Below are 17,477 nucleotides of genomic sequence, written 5' to 3' on the forward strand. Positions count from 1 at the left end.
GTAACATATAATCGTTTTAAACTTCCTCCAAAGTCTTAATGTCAAACTTTTTCATTTTTAAATAAGCGTCCAGTACTTTCTGCGATTTTTCAGGATCACTCAACAGTTTCGGTAAAACTGTAGGAACTACCTGCCATGACATTCCATATTTATCCTTCAGCCAACCACAATTTCCTTCTTGCCCACCCCCGGATGTCAATTTTTCCCAATAATGGTCAATTTCCTCCTGTGTGTCACAGTCAATAACAAAGGATACCGCTTCATTGAATATAAAATTTGGTCCGCCATTTAAACCCATAAACTTTTTTCCGTCCAATTCAAACGTTACCACCATCTGATTGTCAGCGATGATTTTTGAGTTTGGAAAAATTGAGCAATAAAACTTAGCTGCCTCTTGTGCTTGCCCGTCAAACCACAAGCACGGATAAATCGAATTTTTCATTTCAAATAAATTTTTAAAGTTTTGATATTGCAAATGTAGGATGCCGCAATACCTCAAAATAGAATGATCCCGACAAAATATCTTATTGCTTACCTAAGTTCAGATACGCTTTAGGTGTTAAATTTGTAAACTCCTTGAATGTTCTTATAAAGTGGCTTTGGTCAGCGTAACCATTATTAAATACGATATCAGTCAGCTGTTTAAACAGTCCGGTATTTAGTTGCTGAAAGGCAGAATTGAACTGGGCTATTCTTCGATATTGATCTGGTGAAATCCCTACCTCCTTTTTAAACATTCTCTGAAAAGTCCGTTCTGTTACAAAAATCTCGTTTTGAGCTTTTGTTAAAATCTGTTTTGAAGGATTTTCAGCAATTAGCTTCGTAGCATAATCAATAAGTTTATTGGAAATTTGTATTTTATTAATAAGACCGAAAATGAAACCATCCAAAATGGTCAACATTGCCTGAATGGATAGAGCATTTAGTAATTTTTCCTGTAGCTCACTCGCTACTTTGTAGTCTACTAAATTTAAGTTAATAGGATTGTCTGTAAATTCTTGGGCAGAAAAGCCAAAAAGGGCCTTTAAAGAAAACGGCTTAAAAAAGTAGGCAATAAGTGTAAAGTTGTCAGAGAATGTGATTTTTTCAGGAAGGACCGTCTGTCCAAAAAGAGTTAAATAATTTTTGGTGTTGTTAATCGTGCCTAACGTATTTTGAAAAAGTAGCGTCGGTTTGCCATTTGCAAAAAGAGGCAGCGAGAAATTGTCTTTAACATCATAATTTTCAATGATGAGAATTTCGTCAACATATTCGGCAATTTTTTGAGCCGGTTTTAATCTACTTCCTTTCAATTTTCAAACTTTGTTAATGCTTACAATTACGACATTTTATAAAACAGCTTGATATGTAACCTATGTGTGCTGCGGCCCCATGTGATAGAGAAGTACAGTCGACATCATCATGTATCTCAAAGATAAGAAATATGCAAGACCGTCAAAATAAGACGCTTAAAAAATATCTCACCGTTGAGAAATCTGCTAGGAGTGAAGTTACATCCGTCCCCATAAATCCGGTAATAAAACGTTGATATATTCCCTACGAAAAAGTCTTCATCAACTCTTCATAAGTAATCTCTCCTAGGGTGAACTTTTCCAGTGCCATATACCTTTTTTCCGCTAAAGTATTCACCCTATTATGACACTTTTCCACTAGTTCTTTTTCATTTGGTAACGGCTCATATATATGTTTGTTTTTAAGATACGCTTCATAGTACCTTATACCAAATATACGTTGTGACATCGCATCATGATGGATACCGTCCGGGTTGGCTGTAAGTCCTTCAGCAGTTACGTAATAGCAGTTTTTGTTATCCATTGCATATTTTTGCAGTTCTTCATTAATGAGTTTGTATTCTATACACCCTGCTCCAAATGCTACCTTACCCAAGTAATCGCCCAATGCGCCTATAATAAATGGAATACTAGGCGCTGATAACGCTCTTCTTATTTCATCAAATATCCGCGATATTTTCTCACGGTACACCCTGTGTTTTCCATCGTGACTATCACTTTCTCCCTGGTGCCATAATACGCCCGCTAATTCGCTATCTTCCATTGCGAATTTGGCTTCATTGATTGCATGGCGAAATAATGTCCCATCTGTCGACCACTCATCAATCGAGCTGCCTCCCTCTGCACATGGAATGAGACCAATTTTTTCTCCTTCATGATCGCTACACCATGCCTCTGCAAATGATGCCGACAAGCCCACGCCGGCAATTGGTCTGTCAAAATGAATAGGTTCAGTCATCATTTGCCATCTGCCATTTCGCAACATCATAATTCGCTCATTGTAAATCGAAGGTACTTCATGTGTAAATCCACGTCCTGCCATATTCGATTGGCCGATTAGTAAAAATGACTTCATTTCCATCTATTGTATAATATTTAAATGCTAAGCGTGTTGGGCTTCGCATTAAAAGCATAAATTGTTTAAGATTTAACCTGTCTTTATTTTTTTTCTGTGCTTCAATCCAAATTCAAGTAAAGCATCAATTACAGGCAACGTCTGTAGGGCATGGTCTGTAATAGCATAGGAAACCGTAACAGGTCTTGTGTTATTAACCGTTCTCGTAATCAATAAGTTTTGTTCCAGATGCAGTAATTCTTTCGATAAAATTTTAGGGGAAATCCCTACCACCATTTGCTGCAAGTCTTTAAAACGCATTTCACCGAACGATAAATTTCGAAGAATACAAATTTTCCATTTTCCGCCAAGCAGTTCAATCGCATCCCGCAATGCTAGCATGCTCTCTTTTGAAGGTTCTCTTTCATTACATTGCATATAGTTACTTTCCTAAAGGTAATGAATATCAAATATAAAGTAATTATCCAATAGTTTTGACGCTGAAAACTTAAAATATAAGAGTTATGAAAATAATAATCGTTGCAAATATCGCTGCAAATGGAAAAGTGTTGGTGTCAGATCACCCGCACCATCAACTACCACAGGAGACGATGGATTTTTATCTGAAGTTGGTCAATCAGATCGGGAACCTGGTTATTGGAGCAAGAACTTTTGAGAACTTTGAGAAGTTTCCCGATCATGTAAAAGCGTTATTCAAAAATGTCGAAATTGTCGTATTAGCTGATAAATCTTTTATTTCATCTACATATCCCGTAGTAAATAAACCTACAGAAGCAATCGACTATTTTTCGAAAAAGGGATTTACAGAAATTGCAATCGGGGGAGGAACAGGCACCTTTAATGCTTTCCTAGAGGGTAATTTTGTAACGGATATATATTTTAACATTAGTCCGATAATTACTGCCCACGGTGGTAGTCTCGGCACTGATAATAGCAACCTTAATTTAAGATTTAAGCTAGCCGGTTCCGAGCTCCGTGATAATTCCGTTCAGCTGCATTTGATAAAAAGTTGATTCTCTGATACAAATCTTACATTTTAACGCTATCAACTTTCGATACTAGATCATTAAATATACGTAAAATCCGGTAATCAGTTAAAAGTCTGCCGAAATGCCTGCGGCGATAAATTCGTCTTCTTCTTAAAAAGCGTGCTAAAGGATTGCGCATGCTCAAAGCCCAATGCATAGGCAATTTCGCTGACAGAAAGATTGGTCGTGGAGAGTTTTTCTTTAGCTTTCGCGATCAATTTTTCATGAATATGCTGCTGTGTGTTCTGTCCGGTATGAACCCGAAGCAGGTCGCTCAGGTAGTTTGGCGACAGGTTCATCTGTGCAGCAATATATTGTACCGTAAGCAAACCCTGTACCCCGTTGTTATAATAATCATCGATCAACTGCTCGAACCGGGTCAGCAACGCTGAATTATTATTTTTGCGGGTCAAAAACTGCCGTTCATAAAAACGGTTGGAATATTTTAACAGGCTCTCGATATGCGTCAGAATGATCTCCTGCGTATGCTTATCGATATGACGGCACTCCCTCTCAATTTTATGGAAGATCGTGATCAGGTCGTCTTCTTCCTCGGCCGACAGGTGCAGCGCTTCATTAACCGCATAATCAAAAAAACCGTAGTGATGAATGCTGTTCGCCAGCGTATGCCGTAGCAGGAAGTCCGGGTGAAAGATCAGGAGATAACCGGACCCGCATTCCATATTTTGCAGGTCCAGCTGTTGCACCTGGTTAGGTGCGGTAAAACTCAATACGCCTTTATCATAATCATAATGCTGCTGCCCGTACCTGATCTTGCCTTTGGCGTCGCGTTTGAGCGCCACGCAATAAAAGCGGTTAACGAAACCTTTCCAGATATCGTCTTCCAAAAAAACACTTTCCGCCAGATTGATCACGCTCACCTGCGGGTGGCGAGGTTCGGGCAATGACAGGAGTCGGTGAAATTCTGATATGGAGTTAATTGCGTTCATACACAAAATTAATCAATTAAACCCATACTAAATTCATCATAAGGCGTGCCCGTGTCCGTACCTAAAGGTACGATGCTTTCCAGTTGTGAAAGTTCTGCCTCCGTTAACTCAATGGTAGTCGCCGCCAGGTTTTGCTCCAGGTACTTTCTGCGTTTTGTTCCCGGGATCGGTAAAATTCCCTTGCTCATGATCCAGGCCAAAGCCAGCTGCGAAGAAGTTACGTTCTTTTCTTCAGCCATGGCTTCAATTGCCTTGACCAATTCAAGATTCTTATTAAACATCTCGCCTTGGAAACGCGGAATCGCTCTGCGGAAATCGTTCTCCGGCAGGTCATCGATGCTTTTGATCTGTCCCGATAAAAAGCCACGGCCCAATGGTGAGTAAGCTACAAACCCGATACCCAGTTCCTTTAATGTCGCTAACACTCCGCGTTCTTCCACCGTTCGTTCAAATAAAGAATACTCGCTTTGTACTGCGGTGATAGGGTGTACGGCATGCGCACGCTTAACCGTTTCAGACGATACTTCCGACAGACCGATATAACCTACTTTACCTTCTTTAACCAGCTCGGCCATGGCTTCCACCGTTTCCTCGATCGGCGTATTTTTATCCAGACGGTGTAGGTAATACAAATCGATGTAATCCGTATCGAGATTCTTCAGCGAACGCTCTAAAGATTTCTTTACATAATCCCTTTTACCATTGATGGCCCAAGTCACTTTATTGTTGTCATCGATCTCCCAGCCAAACTTGGTGGCCAGAATATACTGATCGCGTTTACCGCTGATTGCCTTCGCAATGAGCTGCTCGTTTTTCAGCGGCCCATACAGATCGGCAGTATCCAAGAAATTGCCGCCCAGCTCGAGCGAACGGTGAATCGTCGCGATCGCTTCCTGCTCATCCGCAGGCCCGTACATATGGCCTTCTTCAAAACCCGTCATACCCATACAGCCCAGGCCGACCATCGGCACAACCAAACCCTGGCTGCCCAATGCAATTTGTTTAATTTCCATGATCCAAAGGTCGGTAAACCAACTTGCGCGCGTGTATGCAAATCCCTGAAGCTTGTAAGCAAATCAAGGGATGATTTAGTGAATTCTTTGGAGAAACTGGCCGCGAAAATCCATCATCATCTGCATACCAGATTGCCTTGTCCAACGACATGCCATTTAACTCAACCATCAATGGGATACTTTTTGAGAGCATCGCTTTCAGACCTAATTACATCCGACGAGGAATTTTTACTTAAATTTACGGTGGTCTTTTTAGTTTATGCCAAATACCAAAGTCTATATTCCCTGGCTCGATAAAATCAGCGACTTCTACGATACTTTTCGGATCGGGAAGGCTGAGAATAATTTTTTTACGATTATGCGGATGGAAGACCAATCAAAAGATAAGTTATTGTTCATGCCGCTCTTTCGTGGAAATTTTTTTCGGCTTGTCATTTGCAAAACACCGGGGCTCCGATTCCTGTTGCCCGACGAAACCGTAAGTACATCCTCAAACTCTATCTATTTTGCGTATCCGGGCAAGATAGAAAGCTGGCAACGTGTGGAAACCATATATGGCTACCTCATTTGTTTTACGCCGGAATTTGCGGAAATCGACCCGCTAGGGCCGAGGTTTGAAAAAGACTTTCCCTTCTTCATGAACGGAGCCAATTCAATTTTAAGGGTATCGCAGGAAGATATGGATGCCGTAGGACATATAGCCGAAACGTTGCTCAGCGAGATGAAATCCGGTCATGCGGATAATTTTGAAATGATACAACCGCTGTTAAGGGTGCTGCTTATTAGTGTCCGTCGCCTGTACTATAAAGACAAAGAGGCAAAAACAGATTTTCAGTTAAAACAGGCATCCCTTATGATCAGGTTCAGGAAAGTGTTGGATAGTTATTCTATCGATGCACCAAGCAAAAGAAAAGAGCACAAACCAACCGTAAAAAATATTGCAGATGAACTACACCTCACACCCAGTCATTTGAACTTTCTTGTCAAGAAGTATACTGGGCACACCGCGTTGCACTATATCCATGAACAGATATTGCTGGAGGCAAAAAGCCTGTTGACACATACGGATCTTCAGGTATCGGAAATAGCTGACCTGCTACAATTCAATGAAGCACCTTATTTCAACCGGTTTTTTAAGAAAATGACGGGTATCACACCCACGGCTTACCGTGATGATGCCCTTCAACTCATACGGCGCCCACTCTAAAGCCAAAATCGATAAAAAGTCCAATCATCACCTGAATTGGTATAAGCGATATTCTTTTCATCCTCCCGAAATTTGGGCGATTACAATAAAGAAAAGAATGAGCAAATTAAATAAAAGCGGCGAAACAGCCGTACAGGCGTCTATGCTACCAGTCTATATCGTATCACTGGCTACTTTCATTATCATTTTTCAAGGCTTTATGGTCGCACCGCTACTACCCATGCTTTCCGAGCAGTTCGGTACTACTGTCCGTCACGTCAGTTTTATCGAACCTGCCTACTTACTCGGGTATGGACTGTTCACATTGGTATATGCATCACTTAGCGACCGCTTCGGTAGGTTCCGGGTTATCGTATTTAGCCTTTTTATGTTTTGCTTATTTACCTTGTCGACTGCTTTTGTAAACGGAGTCAACCAGATGATTTTCCTAAGGTTATTGACAGGAATTGGTGCTGCCGGTGTTGCTCCTACAACCATTAGTTGGATCGGTGATTCCTATCCTTACGAAAAGCGGGGTCACGCCCTCGGCATTTTTTTCGGCGCCATGGCAGGTGGTACGGCATTTGGAGCCACCACAGGGGCATTAATTACTTCCCTGATAGGTTGGCAATGGCTTTTTGCGGAAGTTGCAGCAATCGGATTGGCTATTTTGGTTCTGATATTGATGCAGCAAAAGAACATCTTCGGAAAAACCAAAGCTGCGGTAAAAAAAAGGGATAATACTATACTGTCTATTCAGCGTATTTTGTCGACCGGAAGGGCCAAGCGGACCTATCTTTATGTCATGTTCAACGGTATGTTCCATAGTGGTATTTTTGCTTGGTTGGGTTATTTCTTCTATAAGAATTATGGGTTGAACGAATTTCAGATCGGTCTTGCCTTATTAGGTTATGGTATTCCGGGGCTGTTGTTGGGTCCATTGTTGGGCAGGTTAGCTGACCGCTACGGAAGAAATAAGATAATACCTGTGGGCTTAGCGCTAAGCGGTATAACCGTGCTGCTACTAAGCCAGAATTTCAGCCTTGCCGCATCCCATGTTTTAGTAGCATTGCTATCTTTAGGATTTGACTTATCCCATCCTTTGTTTGCTGCCATTGTCACTACATTCAGTTCCAAAAAAGGCATTGCTACCGGACTTTTCGCTTTTTCCCTTTTCACAGGTTACGGTCTGGGAAGTCTCGTATTGAGCCTGATCGTCAATATCGGTCTGGATAGAGCATTTCAGCTATTTGGCGCTAGTATTTTGATAGCAGCAGTTTGTTCGATATTTGTTTTTAGAAATGAGAAGTAATAATAACTTTCTTCTCCATTTAAAATCTTGCTTAATGCCCCTAAAAAGCTGAAATGGATAGGAGTTGGAACGTATCTGATTCCGATTTAAACTATTTGGTAATAATAAGTAAAGAGATAAAAACTGATAATATTATAACTCCTTTCTGATTTTCTCTTTATGCTTTTTACCCCAAACTTCCATTGGCCTTATAATATCGTGAAGCGAAAATGTATAGTCTACAACGGAATATTCGATTTTAACCGGGTATTCGTTCACGAGGGTTCTTTTAATCAAAAAATTATCCTCCAAATGTTTCAACTCTTTCGACAAAACGCGATTTGTAATTTTCGGAATAGAATTAGCTATGTCATTAAAACGCTTGTTACCCTTATAAATAGATAGGATGATTGGTAATTTCCATTTACCACCAATTACATACATTGTATCTTGTACCGCCCTGATATTCTCTTGAAACAGGTTTTCTTCTTCATTTGTCATAAATTAAGTATCCTTTTGTATACAAGTATCAAATGTATACTTTCTTGCTAATATATTTGCACTATTAGCTAAAAGATAATTGATAATGATTAGAAAAGATGATAAAGAAATTCTTGTTTCCATGGTGGAAGCAATGACAAAATCTACATCAGGATTAGAAAGCACAAAAAATTGGGCAACAAATGCCTTATGGTACGATATCCCACCTTTTGCTTCGCGCGGTATTCAACCTGCTATAAAAAAATTTGATACTACTTTTAGCAACTTTAAATCGTGTAAAATTTCTATTCTTCACACGGACACATTTCTAAGCAAGGATATTGGCATTGTATGCACCATTCAAAAAGCAGAAATTGTACTCGTAAATGATGTTAAGAAGACCTTATTATTCCGAGAAACAGACTGTTTCAAAAAAGACGAAAAAAATGAATGGCTTTTAATTCACCAACACACTTCTGTTCCGAATGGAGGAGATTGGGACGGGAGTATCGTTACAGAATAAAAGTTAATTGCATAATGGTTCCACCTCACTTATAATGAAATATAAAGATTAATTGGTAAATTCGCTTAAAGGTGATCGTTAGAAACTATGCCCCTTAATACTTTTCCTGAAAATCTGAGCCAGAACAAAGAGCTCTCTATACGTATCGTTTCTCCGGAGTTCGGCCATATATCATCAGAGATGGCGGTTCAATACGGTTCTGCTCAACGGTTACCTTATTATTTCTTTCTTTTCGTGCTGCGCGGGAACAGCCAAGAGGTCATAGACGGGAAAACGATCGAAGTAGGCGAACATGAGCTTTTTTTTGCGTTACCCCACCAACTTAGGCAACTGCCTACAACCGGCCATAGCGCAGACTATTATAAATTGGGGTTTGACGATGGGTGCCTTTCGCGATTGCCGAAAAAGTTCCCTTTTTTGCTCAACCCTCTGAACCGGCAAAAAATCAGTTTTCCACCCGATGCTGCACTTAGACTTCGGAATACGTTTAAGATTTTGAACGAACTGCTACGTACTGCCGAAAATGATCCGGAGCTGATTCTGGCTTACCTGAACAGCCTGCTTACAGAAATAAACGCCGCTTATTATGCATTACATAACAAGCACACGGCAGCGGGTCTTGATAAGTTTTTAGGGTTCAAACTATTTGTAGAAGATAATCTTACTGATCAACCTGCCATCACGGAGATTGCCGATAAGCTGGCCTTAAGCACAGATTGTTTGTATAGAATCGTAAAACAGCATTCCGGCGTTTCACCTAAGGAATTCATCACAGATCGTTTGATCATGGAGGCCAGACGCAGAATGTATAATAACCAAAATACATCTGTAAAGGAACTGGCATTTGAGCTCGGCTTTAATGACCCGAGTTATTTTTCGCGTCTGTTCAAAAAGGTAACCGGTAAAACGATAGCCGCTTTTTACCGGGATTTGTCCTTGTAAAAGCGGTTTTTGTCCGAATCTTACTAGTACATTAGCCGCACTTTTGTCCAAAACGATTTAATTATGGACAAACAATTTGGTAAAATATTGCTAACCGGTGCAACCGGGTTAGTTGGGTCAAGGCTTTTGCCTCGCCTTGTTAAAGCGGGATATGATTGTTTTGCACTGGTACGTGGCAAAGAAGTCGCGACCGGAGTAACGGCTGTGCAAGGCGACTTGTTTGATCCGGCGACACTTCAAGAAGCTGTAAAAGACACCGTAGCTGTTATTCACCTGGCAGCCGTGTTCCGGTCAACGGATATGGACCTGATCTGGAAAAGTAATCTGGAAGGTACTCGCAATCTCATTGATGCCGTAAAAAGCAACGCCCCTGATGCCCGCTTCATATTTGCAAGTACCAGCCATGTTTATGATATAAATAGCCCGCACCCCGGTCGGGAGGATGATGCGCTTAACCCGCAACATGCCTATCCGGCCAGCAAAGTTGCTGCAGAAAAAGAGTTGAGTGAAAGCGGATTGAACTGGTCTGTTCTGCGCTTCCCATTTGTTTATGGGGATGGTGACGGCCACCTGGAAGAATTGCCTAAACATGTGGTTGCTGCAAAATTTCATCCGGCTATGCGGATGAGCACCATCCACCATCGCGATATATACACGGCTATCATCATGGCTTTGCAAGGGATCATGGACGGGCGAGTGGTCAATATCGCAGATGAGGCCCCAACGACATTATACGAGCTCTTGCAGCTTGTTGGCGAAACGATGACTTCATCCGCAGAGCCGTTGATAAACCCTTGGTATCTTCATGCCGATGCCTCGCTGGCCCGTAGCTTGGGCTTTCAACCTTCGATAAGAACCGTTTATCAGGCGGCACAAGCAAACCTGCTCTGACAAATACTTGATCTTCTTTTGGTCGCGCCGGAATTACATCCGTGTTTCACCGGCGCGTAACCTGAGCTATTTCTGCACATAACTATCCTACCAGATTTGACTACCCGCATATGAGCCGCTATGGCAAACCCTTGTCTCCTTGCATTATTTTAAGTTTCAATGTTCGGGCGTGGATTTAAAGTTTGCGGCGGGCTCGGGAGGTTGGTTCAGCAATTCAGTTGGGGCATAGCCAAAATGTTTCTTAAATGCGTACGAAAAGTGCGACAGGTTTTCAAAGCCTGTTTCGTAACAGACGTCAATCGGGCGCTTCTGTTTTTCCGTAAACTGATAATGCGCCAGTTCCAGCCGCTTTTGCGTGAGCCACCGTTGTGGGGTAGTATGAAACACTTTGCTGAAGTCTCTTTTAAAGGTAGTGAGGCTTCTCCCAGTCAGGTAAGCGAATTTTTCCAGGGGAAGGTTAAACATAAAGTTCTTTTCCATATAGTCGGTCAGATCAATTTTTCCCGGTTCTTCAAAATTGGTCAGTATGTTGTCTATGCTTTTGTCAATCGCCCTCAGGATACTAATGGCCTCCGTAATTTTTAATGACGCGATATGCTCCGGCAGCTCGTTCATTTCAAAATACGGGACCAGGGAAGATAAACAACTTTCCAGCAGCGGATGATTGTTGAAATGATAGATTTTCGGCGGTTCCAAGATTTTGGCAACTCCATTCTGATTGGCATAAAAACCCCTTAATCTCGCTGTGGAAAGATGCATCACGACTGTCTGATGCGGTTTGCCGTCTTTGGGATAATTAATGATGGTTGCGAGCTGGTTTCTTGGAATCAGGAAAATATCACCCTCTCTAAAAATATAAGTCGCATCTGCCAGAACAATTTTTGTTTCGCCCGAAATGAACCAGATTAGCATATGGTGCTCAAACAGAATGTCTGATTTGAAAAACTTATCCTCGTAACAGGAAAGTTTGATATCATCCGTTATGTATTTGGCTTCGTATTGCATAGCTGTTTCTTATTGTAATCCCGTACGGAAAAATTACTGTAAAAGTAAAGAATATCAGTTAATCTACTTTGTTTAAAAGTCCTGTTAAACTTTCGAAGAAAGGCAGACAGATTTATCTTTCAACGTTTTTATTCCCTTTAGTTTGATATTAACTCATTGGAAAAGAGATGCCGCTGGTTTCTTCGCTCCATTTCCACAGGCGTTTGGCATCAGCTTCGTCCAACGAATAGCGTTTTACGCCCCGAGATGGCCCGCTGTCGGATGCTAACGGTGCAACATCTGCATCCTCACAGTACACACCACCAATATTATCAAGCAAAGGCGTAGTGGCACACCATACCGTTGTGGCAGCACCCTGCGGTATCGTTTTGAGTGAAGCCAGGACTTCGGGCAACATATTACCCTGTTCGTCCACAAAGCCCATTTTTACAAATAATTCCAAGGGTGCTTCTCTTCCAAGTTCAGTTCCCGCAATGGAACCCGGATGCAGGCTGTATGCCCGTATATTGAAGGCTTTGGCCCGATTGTCCAGTTCAAGCGCGAACAAATTACTAGCCGTTTTAGATTGACCATACGCCTGTAATGTTTCGTATGTACGATGCTGAAAGTTGGGGTCATCAAAATCGAAGGTTCCGAACTGGTGACCGTGGGAAGATACATTGATGACCCTGGCACCATTCGCTTGTTTGAGAGCAGGCCATAGCTTTGCTGTTAACCGGAATTGTGCCAGGTAATTGGTCGCCAGTTGTGATTCAATACCATGGCTGTTGTGGCGAAGCGGTACCCACATAATGCCAGCATTGTTGATGAGCAGATGCAGAGGCCTGCCAGAGTCCAGAAACTTTTGTGCAAAGGCATCAATAGAAGCCGGATTCATCAGGTCCATCGGCTCTATTTCGACATTGGCGATTCCATCCAGGTTACGTTTTGCTTTTTCTACATCTCTTGCCGGTACGATGACAGTTGCCCCGGCCTGTGCCAATGTTTTGGTGGTTTCCTGACCGATACCTGTGTTACCACCTGTTATAACGGCGATTTTTCCTGAAAGGTCAATACCTTTGATGATGTCTGCTGCTGTTGATTCCGCGTTGAAGCCCGAGCCTATTGGCTGTTGCAATGCTCCCTGATAATTGTTCTTTTCCATCTTTTAGAAATTTTATTCGTTATTGATGAAACAAAGGTAAACAGGCAATCAAAGTCCGGCTTTGTTCAAACGTCCGAAGTTGCTTTGTTTAAAAGTCCATTGTTTTTGATGGCATATGCAAGAGTAAGTCATCGGCTTTCAATACAAAGGGCTTACAGATATCAAGTACATTATAGAATGTATTGCCAAAACGTTAGAGCCTGAATATGACAGCAGCTTTTCGAAAAAGCAAATGGAACTCTATAGACAGCTCTATCATACATTTCCAATTGCGAATACACCGTATTCGCAATTGAGTTGGAATCAATATAAATTATTATTGGGCCTCGATACCGATGAACAGAGAGAGTTTTATATCGCTGAAAGCATCAAAAATAACTGGTCGGTACTTCAGCTGGAAAGGCAGATTTATAGCAGTTTATACGAACGTCTTTTGATGAGCAATGATAAGGAAAGTGTTCTGGCTGTAGCAAGAAACTGAATAGGAAAGAGCTGTATTTTCGAAGAGCAATGGCGAATAGTACACAATTAAATTGCAAGCTATTTGTTTATTTTTTTTGCTAAAAAAATTAGATTTTGTATATTCGTGCCATACCTAAATCTGAATGAGCCAAAGTAAATCGCAAGCGAATCAATATGATAAGATTATAAAGGAGAATCTGGAAATGACCTTGCCTGTCATTGTCCGAGAGGTTCTTGGAAACAATGATGGATATACCATTATCAAAGAGATTATTGAGGATATAAAATTTAAGACAGAAGGCGAATTCGCTGAAAGTCGATACTTCAAACAATTACGTATATTTGTACAGTTGCGTAGCAATATAGCAACTCAATTTGAAAAAGCTATGGAAGCAGTAAGTAAGTTTTTTAAAGAAGAAAGGGATTTTCTTTACCGTAGAGGTGAGGCAAGAGGAAAAGCAGAGGGTGAGGTAAAAAAAAGCTATGATGTGGTGGAGAACCTTATAGTAGACTTTGGCTTTACAGATGAGCAAGCGGCGAAGGCGGCCAAAGTTTCGATAGACTTTGTCCAAAAAGTTCGTGCCGATTTGGCCAAGAAAAAGCACTAAAGGATATTCCATTAATAGATATTTAAGCCATTCCTTTCAAAGAGATGGCTTTTCTGTTTTATATGCTAAGGCGCGACAGCCAGTTCCTACCACCGGCCGCCACACTTGAAGTGTTGATTCTCGTTCTGCTACGATACCTTTCTTCATAAAAGTAATAACAGCATAATGTTTAAGTAATAATTGAACAGTTTCTTTGGTAAATCAACTACCCTATATGACGGCTAATTGTCCTGTAAGACCATTTGTGAAAGGGGGGATATTAAGTGAGATTGCCCGGATCGGATAAAGTTCTATTTACATGACTTTAAGAAAAATAACATTAAATCTGCTTTTGGCTTTATTGTCACCCATCGTATTGCATGTGGGCGCTTTACAAGGTATTTTCAAAGCGCTGATATCGGGTAAATATGAAACGAACGGACAACAGTTCGCATCATTTTATGAATACTTAACTTCTATTTATGACTATGGGGTCTTTTTTCTGCTTTATTTTGTTTGCTTGATTTTCCTTTTATTGCCTTTCCAATTGATCAAAGATCACGAGCGGAAAGCAGGTAGAAGCTATACTTTTTACAGAAAATTCCTTACGCTATTCGTATTGTTTATGTTCTACATTGTTATGCTGGGTTGCTTTGTAATGAATCTATTTGTGACAGATTCCTGGTATGTCAATTTGCTCTATCCGGGTTTGGCAGCTTTATTTAGTCTTGTATTTACGTCACTTACTTACTTTTTCATCGATCGGCATGAACAAGACTATAGGATTTCAAAAGAAGCTTAACTATGAATCAAGGTACCGCGTTAGGATTAACGCGGTAGCCAACTGAAATGATAACGTCTAAATTATAATGTATCCTATCCCTCTCCACCTTTCGATTTCCCTCTACTTGAACTGTTCGGAATTTCCGAACAGTTGACTGTTCCTCCAGCTCTTGATTCGTGGGAAATCGGTCTCTGTACAGTCTTTAAAAAAAGTAGGCGTAGCCAATCATGTCATTGCCGAAAGTCTAAAACTGCCCCCTAGCGGTAGCAGAGAAGTTGTAGGTTTTACAACTGATATAATCCAGCTTTGTTCGAACGTCCGAAGTTATTTTAGTTTATATTTCTGACAATCGTTTTGTAAACGGAAAGCAGATAACTTTTCAGTCTTCCTTCACCCAGACTACAAATCCTGCCAATAGTAATACGAATACATTAATGCCAATATCCGAAATTTCTCCACGGGAAATATGGAACACCGCTGCTGATATCATAAGCGATACTATACCAATCGCTGAATAAGTGATCCATTGAGGTCTGATTTTTAATAAAGACGGTAATATGATACCTATTCCCAACAAAATATCAGCGATTCCAGCTACAATTACCAAAGACGGGTATTCAGCAGTCCACGGCCACATTTCAGCCAATTTGTCTCCGACGGTAAACAATTTAGTATATCCTGCCCATACCAATGTAATGGCAAGTAAACCTTGCACAATCCAACAAATTACGTTTAATGTTTTTCTCATCATCAATTCAAAATTATATGTAGGCAAAATTATTTACATTAGCTATCTGATTGATATTACTTCCCATTCGGAAAGCACTATCCAAACGGGAAGTATCGTTAAAAAAATTAGCATATGTTAGAAGAAGGAGGCTGCCCTAAAACTATGTTGTCCATCAGTGACGCACTGGAAGCCCTGGAAGGAAGATGGAAATTGTTGATCTTATTTGCACTATCAGATGGGCCGTTACGGTTCAAACAAATATCCCGTGAGGTTTCAGGCATTACGGATAAAACACTGTCTAAAGAATTAAAGTCTTTGGAGACCAATCTGCTCATCAATCGTAACGTGTATGATACCTTTCCGCCCACAGTTGAATATTCCATTACAGAACACGGTATGTCGTTGGAAAATGTATTGAAGGAACTGCATTACTGGGGGCTGCGTCATCGGCAAACCGTACTTGGCAAATAAGATTTTGTAAACTCTTTCCTGTAGGCAATCAAAGTCAGGCTTTGTTCAAACGTCTGAAGTTGCCTTTATTTACTGAAATCTTATCAAAGTGAAGACACCTCCCGGGGATTTATAGATAGCATACTTTATGCAGGCATAGTGAGCCGATCGGATTTATTACAATTAATTTTTGCGATCTTAACCTAGATTAAGATCGAATGCATTTGGTTGCACTACTTTTGCTAAAGAATTAGGGCAAGGTTACTTGACATTAACTATCACAAACTTTAAAAATTTAAGAAAAATGAGCACGCTAAAATTAAAAGACGGAACAGAGATTTTTTACAAAGACCAGGGAGAAGGCCCGGTTTTGATGTTTCATCATGGATGGCCATTATCTTCAGACGACTGGGATGCACAGGTGATTTTCTTTTTACAAAAAGGCTATCGTGTAATCGCGCATGACAGAAGAGGTCACGGCCGTTCCAGCCAGAATATTTATGGTCACACTATCGAGCAATACGCTTCTGACGCGGCTGAGCTGGTTGAGTTTTTGGGGTTAAAAGAAGTGGTACACATAGGCCACTCCACAGGTGGTGGTGAAGTAATCCGTTATGTAAACAAGTATGCCAAAGGTAGAGCGAAGAAAGCTGTTTTAATCAGTGCAGTTCCGCCTGTTATGGTAAAAAGTGAATCTAATCCTGATGGTGTTCCAATGGAAGTATTTGAAAATATCAGAGAACAGACATTAAATAATAGAAGCCAATTTTATATTGACTTAACTTTCCCTTTCTATGGCTATAACCGTGAAGGTGCAGATATAAAGGAAGGTGTGCAGAGAAACTGGTGGCGGCAAGGAATGATGGGCGGCATCGTTGCCCACTATGATGGAATTAAAGCTTTTTCAGAAACTGATTTTACAGAAGATTTAAAGGCAGTTGATATTCCGGTCTTAGTGTTGCACGGTGAAGATGACCAAATCGTACCAATAGAGAATTCAGCTATAAAATCTGCGAAGCTGCTGAAAAACGGGAAGCTGATTACTTACCCTGGTTTCTCGCACGGAATGCCTACCACAGAGCATCAGACTATTAATAAAGACCTTTTGGAATTTATCCGGTCTTAATCGAACATAATCATTATAGTGGCGGTCTGTTCCAAATTTTCATACCCAAACCAGAATAGAATATGCTTTGCCAACCATTCTGGTCTTGGTGCCTTTCCAGCTTGTTTTTACCACGCTGCTGTACTTTATGGTTGATCGGTATACAGAAAAGAATAAGCAACCGACAAACAACGAATCGTAGCCGTCGGAAGCCCGCAGAATAAGTGGGCTTCCGATTACCTGGTCTTTATTTTAGCTCTGGTTCACGTATAACCTCTGATATGATGAAAGCCACGGTTCGTCGGTTGATTCCCGTGTCTCCGGAGTAGGTTTTTACGTTCGGCAATAATTGTTATATCTACTCCCATAGTTCCGCCCCAAGTTGCCAAATCCAGATAGCCCTACAAGCAGTGAGTAAAGGTATCATTGACAGCCCTGAGGAAACGGATAGTAAATAAATAATCATAAACTTACGTCTTTCCGTAAAAACTCAAAAACAGAACCGATTTAGTTTATATCTGAAGCATGGTAGGAGTAGA

22 protein-coding genes are annotated in these 17,477 nt (G+C 40.9%); 11 read left to right on the forward strand and 11 right to left on the reverse strand.

The annotated features are described in order from the left end of the window. Nucleotides 1-16: 16 nt before the first annotated feature. The 4 genes from M1D52_RS07120 to M1D52_RS07135 form a co-directional block, all read right to left on the reverse strand. Entirely contained in the window at nt 17-442 is a 426-nt protein-coding gene (locus M1D52_RS07120) for a VOC family protein (protein WP_437391963.1), read from the reverse strand. An 82-nt stretch (nt 443-524) separates the two neighbouring features. Then, nucleotides 525-1,292, reverse strand: coding sequence for a helix-turn-helix domain-containing protein (locus tag M1D52_RS07125; protein ID WP_013668208.1), 768 nt, complete (start codon nt 1,290-1,292; stop codon nt 525-527). Nucleotides 1,293-1,536: 244 nt separating this feature from the next. Then, nucleotides 1,537-2,367 carry a sialate O-acetylesterase gene (locus M1D52_RS07130; RefSeq protein ID WP_437391964.1) on the reverse strand — a complete coding sequence of 277 codons (831 nt, stop codon included), beginning with the start codon at nt 2,365-2,367 and terminating at the stop codon, nt 1,537-1,539. A gap of 72 nt (nt 2,368-2,439) precedes the next feature. Beyond that, nucleotides 2,440-2,748: a winged helix-turn-helix transcriptional regulator gene (locus tag M1D52_RS07135; RefSeq protein ID WP_289552232.1), complete on the reverse strand. Its 309-nt coding sequence runs from the start codon at nt 2,746-2,748 to the stop codon at nt 2,440-2,442. Nucleotides 2,749-2,870: 122 nt separating this feature from the next. Here M1D52_RS07135 and M1D52_RS07140 point away from each other — a divergent pair, with 122 nt between their 5' ends. Next, entirely contained in the window at nt 2,871-3,380 is a 510-nt protein-coding gene (locus M1D52_RS07140) for a dihydrofolate reductase family protein (protein WP_149106186.1), read from the forward strand. A 77-nt stretch (nt 3,381-3,457) separates the two neighbouring features. Here the strand turns inward: M1D52_RS07140 and M1D52_RS07145 are convergent, their stop codons facing one another. Together M1D52_RS07145 and M1D52_RS07150 are read right to left on the reverse strand one after the other, a co-directional pair. Then, complete coding sequence (locus M1D52_RS07145) at nt 3,458-4,345, reverse strand: helix-turn-helix domain-containing protein (RefSeq protein WP_377477736.1); 888 nt, start codon at nt 4,343-4,345, stop codon at nt 3,458-3,460. 8 nt (nt 4,346-4,353) lie between these two features. Further along, nucleotides 4,354-5,358, reverse strand: a complete 1,005-nt coding sequence (locus M1D52_RS07150) for an aldo/keto reductase (protein ID WP_437391966.1) — start codon at nt 5,356-5,358, stop codon at nt 4,354-4,356. Nucleotides 5,359-5,617: 259 nt separating this feature from the next. Here M1D52_RS07150 and M1D52_RS07155 point away from each other — a divergent pair, with 259 nt between their 5' ends. Both M1D52_RS07155 and M1D52_RS07160 read left to right on the forward strand, forming a co-directional pair. Then, nucleotides 5,618-6,565 carry a helix-turn-helix domain-containing protein gene (locus tag M1D52_RS07155; protein ID WP_437391967.1) on the forward strand — a complete coding sequence of 316 codons (948 nt, stop codon included), beginning with the start codon at nt 5,618-5,620 and terminating at the stop codon, nt 6,563-6,565. 97 nt (nt 6,566-6,662) lie between these two features. Then, nucleotides 6,663-7,856: an MFS transporter gene (locus tag M1D52_RS07160; RefSeq protein WP_437391968.1), complete on the forward strand. Its 1,194-nt coding sequence runs from the start codon at nt 6,663-6,665 to the stop codon at nt 7,854-7,856. Nucleotides 7,857-7,988: 132 nt separating this feature from the next. On the opposite strand, the gene M1D52_RS07165 is transcribed toward M1D52_RS07160, so the two are convergent. Then, entirely contained in the window at nt 7,989-8,336 is a 348-nt protein-coding gene (locus M1D52_RS07165; protein WP_130856597.1) for a winged helix-turn-helix transcriptional regulator, read from the reverse strand. A gap of 85 nt (nt 8,337-8,421) precedes the next feature. On the opposite strand from M1D52_RS07165, the gene M1D52_RS07170 reads away from it, so the two are divergent. The 3 genes from M1D52_RS07170 (at nt 8,422) to M1D52_RS07180 (ending at nt 10,671) form a co-directional block, all read left to right on the forward strand. After that, a complete protein-coding gene (locus tag M1D52_RS07170) occupies nt 8,422-8,838 on the forward strand; it encodes a Cif family virulence factor (protein ID WP_013668200.1) in 417 nt (138 codons plus the stop codon). Between the two features lie 87 nt (nt 8,839-8,925). Continuing rightward, nucleotides 8,926-9,780, forward strand: coding sequence for an AraC family transcriptional regulator (locus tag M1D52_RS07175; RefSeq protein WP_437391970.1), 855 nt, complete (start codon nt 8,926-8,928; stop codon nt 9,778-9,780). Between the two features lie 63 nt (nt 9,781-9,843). Next, nucleotides 9,844-10,671: an NAD-dependent epimerase/dehydratase family protein gene (locus M1D52_RS07180; protein WP_437391972.1), complete on the forward strand. Its 828-nt coding sequence runs from the start codon at nt 9,844-9,846 to the stop codon at nt 10,669-10,671. A gap of 156 nt (nt 10,672-10,827) precedes the next feature. Here the strand turns inward: M1D52_RS07180 and M1D52_RS07185 are convergent, their stop codons facing one another. Both M1D52_RS07185 and M1D52_RS07190 read right to left on the reverse strand, forming a co-directional pair. Next, entirely contained in the window at nt 10,828-11,676 is an 849-nt protein-coding gene (locus M1D52_RS07185) for an AraC family transcriptional regulator (RefSeq protein ID WP_437391974.1), read from the reverse strand. A gap of 148 nt (nt 11,677-11,824) precedes the next feature. Beyond that, nucleotides 11,825-12,820 carry an SDR family NAD(P)-dependent oxidoreductase gene (locus M1D52_RS07190; RefSeq protein WP_437391975.1) on the reverse strand — a complete coding sequence of 332 codons (996 nt, stop codon included), beginning with the start codon at nt 12,818-12,820 and terminating at the stop codon, nt 11,825-11,827. 172 nt (nt 12,821-12,992) lie between these two features. Between M1D52_RS07190 and M1D52_RS07195 the strand changes: the two genes are divergently transcribed. The 3 genes from M1D52_RS07195 to M1D52_RS07205 all read left to right on the forward strand — a co-directional run bounded on the left by M1D52_RS07195 (nt 12,993) and on the right by M1D52_RS07205 (nt 14,671). Next, nucleotides 12,993-13,301 carry a DUF1016 N-terminal domain-containing protein gene (locus M1D52_RS07195; protein WP_437393122.1) on the forward strand — a complete coding sequence of 103 codons (309 nt, stop codon included), beginning with the start codon at nt 12,993-12,995 and terminating at the stop codon, nt 13,299-13,301. 124 nt (nt 13,302-13,425) lie between these two features. Continuing rightward, on the forward strand, nt 13,426-13,890 hold the full coding sequence (locus M1D52_RS07200) for a hypothetical protein (protein WP_437391977.1): 465 nt from the start codon (nt 13,426-13,428) through the stop codon (nt 13,888-13,890). Between the two features lie 298 nt (nt 13,891-14,188). After that, a complete protein-coding gene (locus M1D52_RS07205; protein ID WP_437391978.1) occupies nt 14,189-14,671 on the forward strand; it encodes a hypothetical protein in 483 nt (160 codons plus the stop codon). A 7-nt stretch (nt 14,672-14,678) separates the two neighbouring features. Here M1D52_RS07205 and rhuM read toward each other — a convergent pair whose 3' ends face one another. Continuing rightward, nucleotides 14,679-14,852, reverse strand: a complete 174-nt coding sequence (gene rhuM, locus M1D52_RS07210) for a RhuM family protein (RefSeq protein WP_437393123.1) — start codon at nt 14,850-14,852, stop codon at nt 14,679-14,681. A 180-nt stretch (nt 14,853-15,032) separates the two neighbouring features. Further along, complete coding sequence (locus M1D52_RS07215) at nt 15,033-15,404, reverse strand: DoxX family protein (RefSeq protein ID WP_437391979.1); 372 nt, start codon at nt 15,402-15,404, stop codon at nt 15,033-15,035. Nucleotides 15,405-15,515: 111 nt separating this feature from the next. Here M1D52_RS07215 and M1D52_RS07220 point away from each other — a divergent pair, with 111 nt between their 5' ends. Continuing rightward, nucleotides 15,516-15,854, forward strand: coding sequence for a winged helix-turn-helix transcriptional regulator (locus tag M1D52_RS07220; RefSeq protein WP_437391980.1), 339 nt, complete (start codon nt 15,516-15,518; stop codon nt 15,852-15,854). A gap of 283 nt (nt 15,855-16,137) precedes the next feature. Continuing rightward, nucleotides 16,138-16,959, forward strand: a complete 822-nt coding sequence (locus tag M1D52_RS07225) for an alpha/beta fold hydrolase (RefSeq protein ID WP_437391982.1) — start codon at nt 16,138-16,140, stop codon at nt 16,957-16,959. Nucleotides 16,960-17,477: the final 518 nt, after the last annotated feature.

The sequence above is a fragment of the Olivibacter sp. SA151 genome (genome assembly GCF_054130995.1).

Bases quoted from the DNA above. Each gene is read 5' to 3' on its own strand.
- M1D52_RS07175 (WP_437391970.1), top strand. From the start codon at position 8,926: ATGCCCCTTAATACTTTTCCTGAAAATCTGAGCCAGAACAAAGAGCTC.
- M1D52_RS07225 (WP_437391982.1), top strand. From the start codon at position 16,138: ATGAGCACGCTAAAATTAAAAGACGGAACAGAGATTTTTTACAAAGAC.
- M1D52_RS07165 (WP_130856597.1), bottom strand. From the start codon at position 8,336: ATGACAAATGAAGAAGAAAACCTGTTTCAAGAGAATATCAGGGCGGTA.
- M1D52_RS07205 (WP_437391978.1), top strand. From the start codon at position 14,189: ATGACTTTAAGAAAAATAACATTAAATCTGCTTTTGGCTTTATTGTCA.
- M1D52_RS07190 (WP_437391975.1), bottom strand. From the start codon at position 12,820: ATGGAAAAGAACAATTATCAGGGAGCATTGCAACAGCCAATAGGCTCG.
- M1D52_RS07135 (WP_289552232.1), bottom strand. From the start codon at position 2,748: ATGCTAGCATTGCGGGATGCGATTGAACTGCTTGGCGGAAAATGGAAA.
- M1D52_RS07170 (WP_013668200.1), top strand. From the start codon at position 8,422: ATGATTAGAAAAGATGATAAAGAAATTCTTGTTTCCATGGTGGAAGCA.
- M1D52_RS07155 (WP_437391967.1), top strand. From the start codon at position 5,618: ATGCCAAATACCAAAGTCTATATTCCCTGGCTCGATAAAATCAGCGAC.
- M1D52_RS07180 (WP_437391972.1), top strand. From the start codon at position 9,844: ATGGACAAACAATTTGGTAAAATATTGCTAACCGGTGCAACCGGGTTA.
- M1D52_RS07220 (WP_437391980.1), top strand. From the start codon at position 15,516: ATGTTAGAAGAAGGAGGCTGCCCTAAAACTATGTTGTCCATCAGTGAC.
- M1D52_RS07185 (WP_437391974.1), bottom strand. From the start codon at position 11,676: ATGCAATACGAAGCCAAATACATAACGGATGATATCAAACTTTCCTGT.
- M1D52_RS07215 (WP_437391979.1), bottom strand. From the start codon at position 15,404: ATGATGAGAAAAACATTAAACGTAATTTGTTGGATTGTGCAAGGTTTA.
- M1D52_RS07145 (WP_377477736.1), bottom strand. From the start codon at position 4,345: ATGAACGCAATTAACTCCATATCAGAATTTCACCGACTCCTGTCATTG.
- M1D52_RS07120 (WP_437391963.1), bottom strand. From the start codon at position 442: ATGAAAAATTCGATTTATCCGTGCTTGTGGTTTGACGGGCAAGCACAA.
- M1D52_RS07140 (WP_149106186.1), top strand. From the start codon at position 2,871: ATGAAAATAATAATCGTTGCAAATATCGCTGCAAATGGAAAAGTGTTG.
- M1D52_RS07130 (WP_437391964.1), bottom strand. From the start codon at position 2,367: ATGAAGTCATTTTTACTAATCGGCCAATCGAATATGGCAGGACGTGGA.
- M1D52_RS07160 (WP_437391968.1), top strand. From the start codon at position 6,663: ATGAGCAAATTAAATAAAAGCGGCGAAACAGCCGTACAGGCGTCTATG.
- M1D52_RS07150 (WP_437391966.1), bottom strand. From the start codon at position 5,358: ATGGAAATTAAACAAATTGCATTGGGCAGCCAGGGTTTGGTTGTGCCG.
- M1D52_RS07200 (WP_437391977.1), top strand. From the start codon at position 13,426: ATGAGCCAAAGTAAATCGCAAGCGAATCAATATGATAAGATTATAAAG.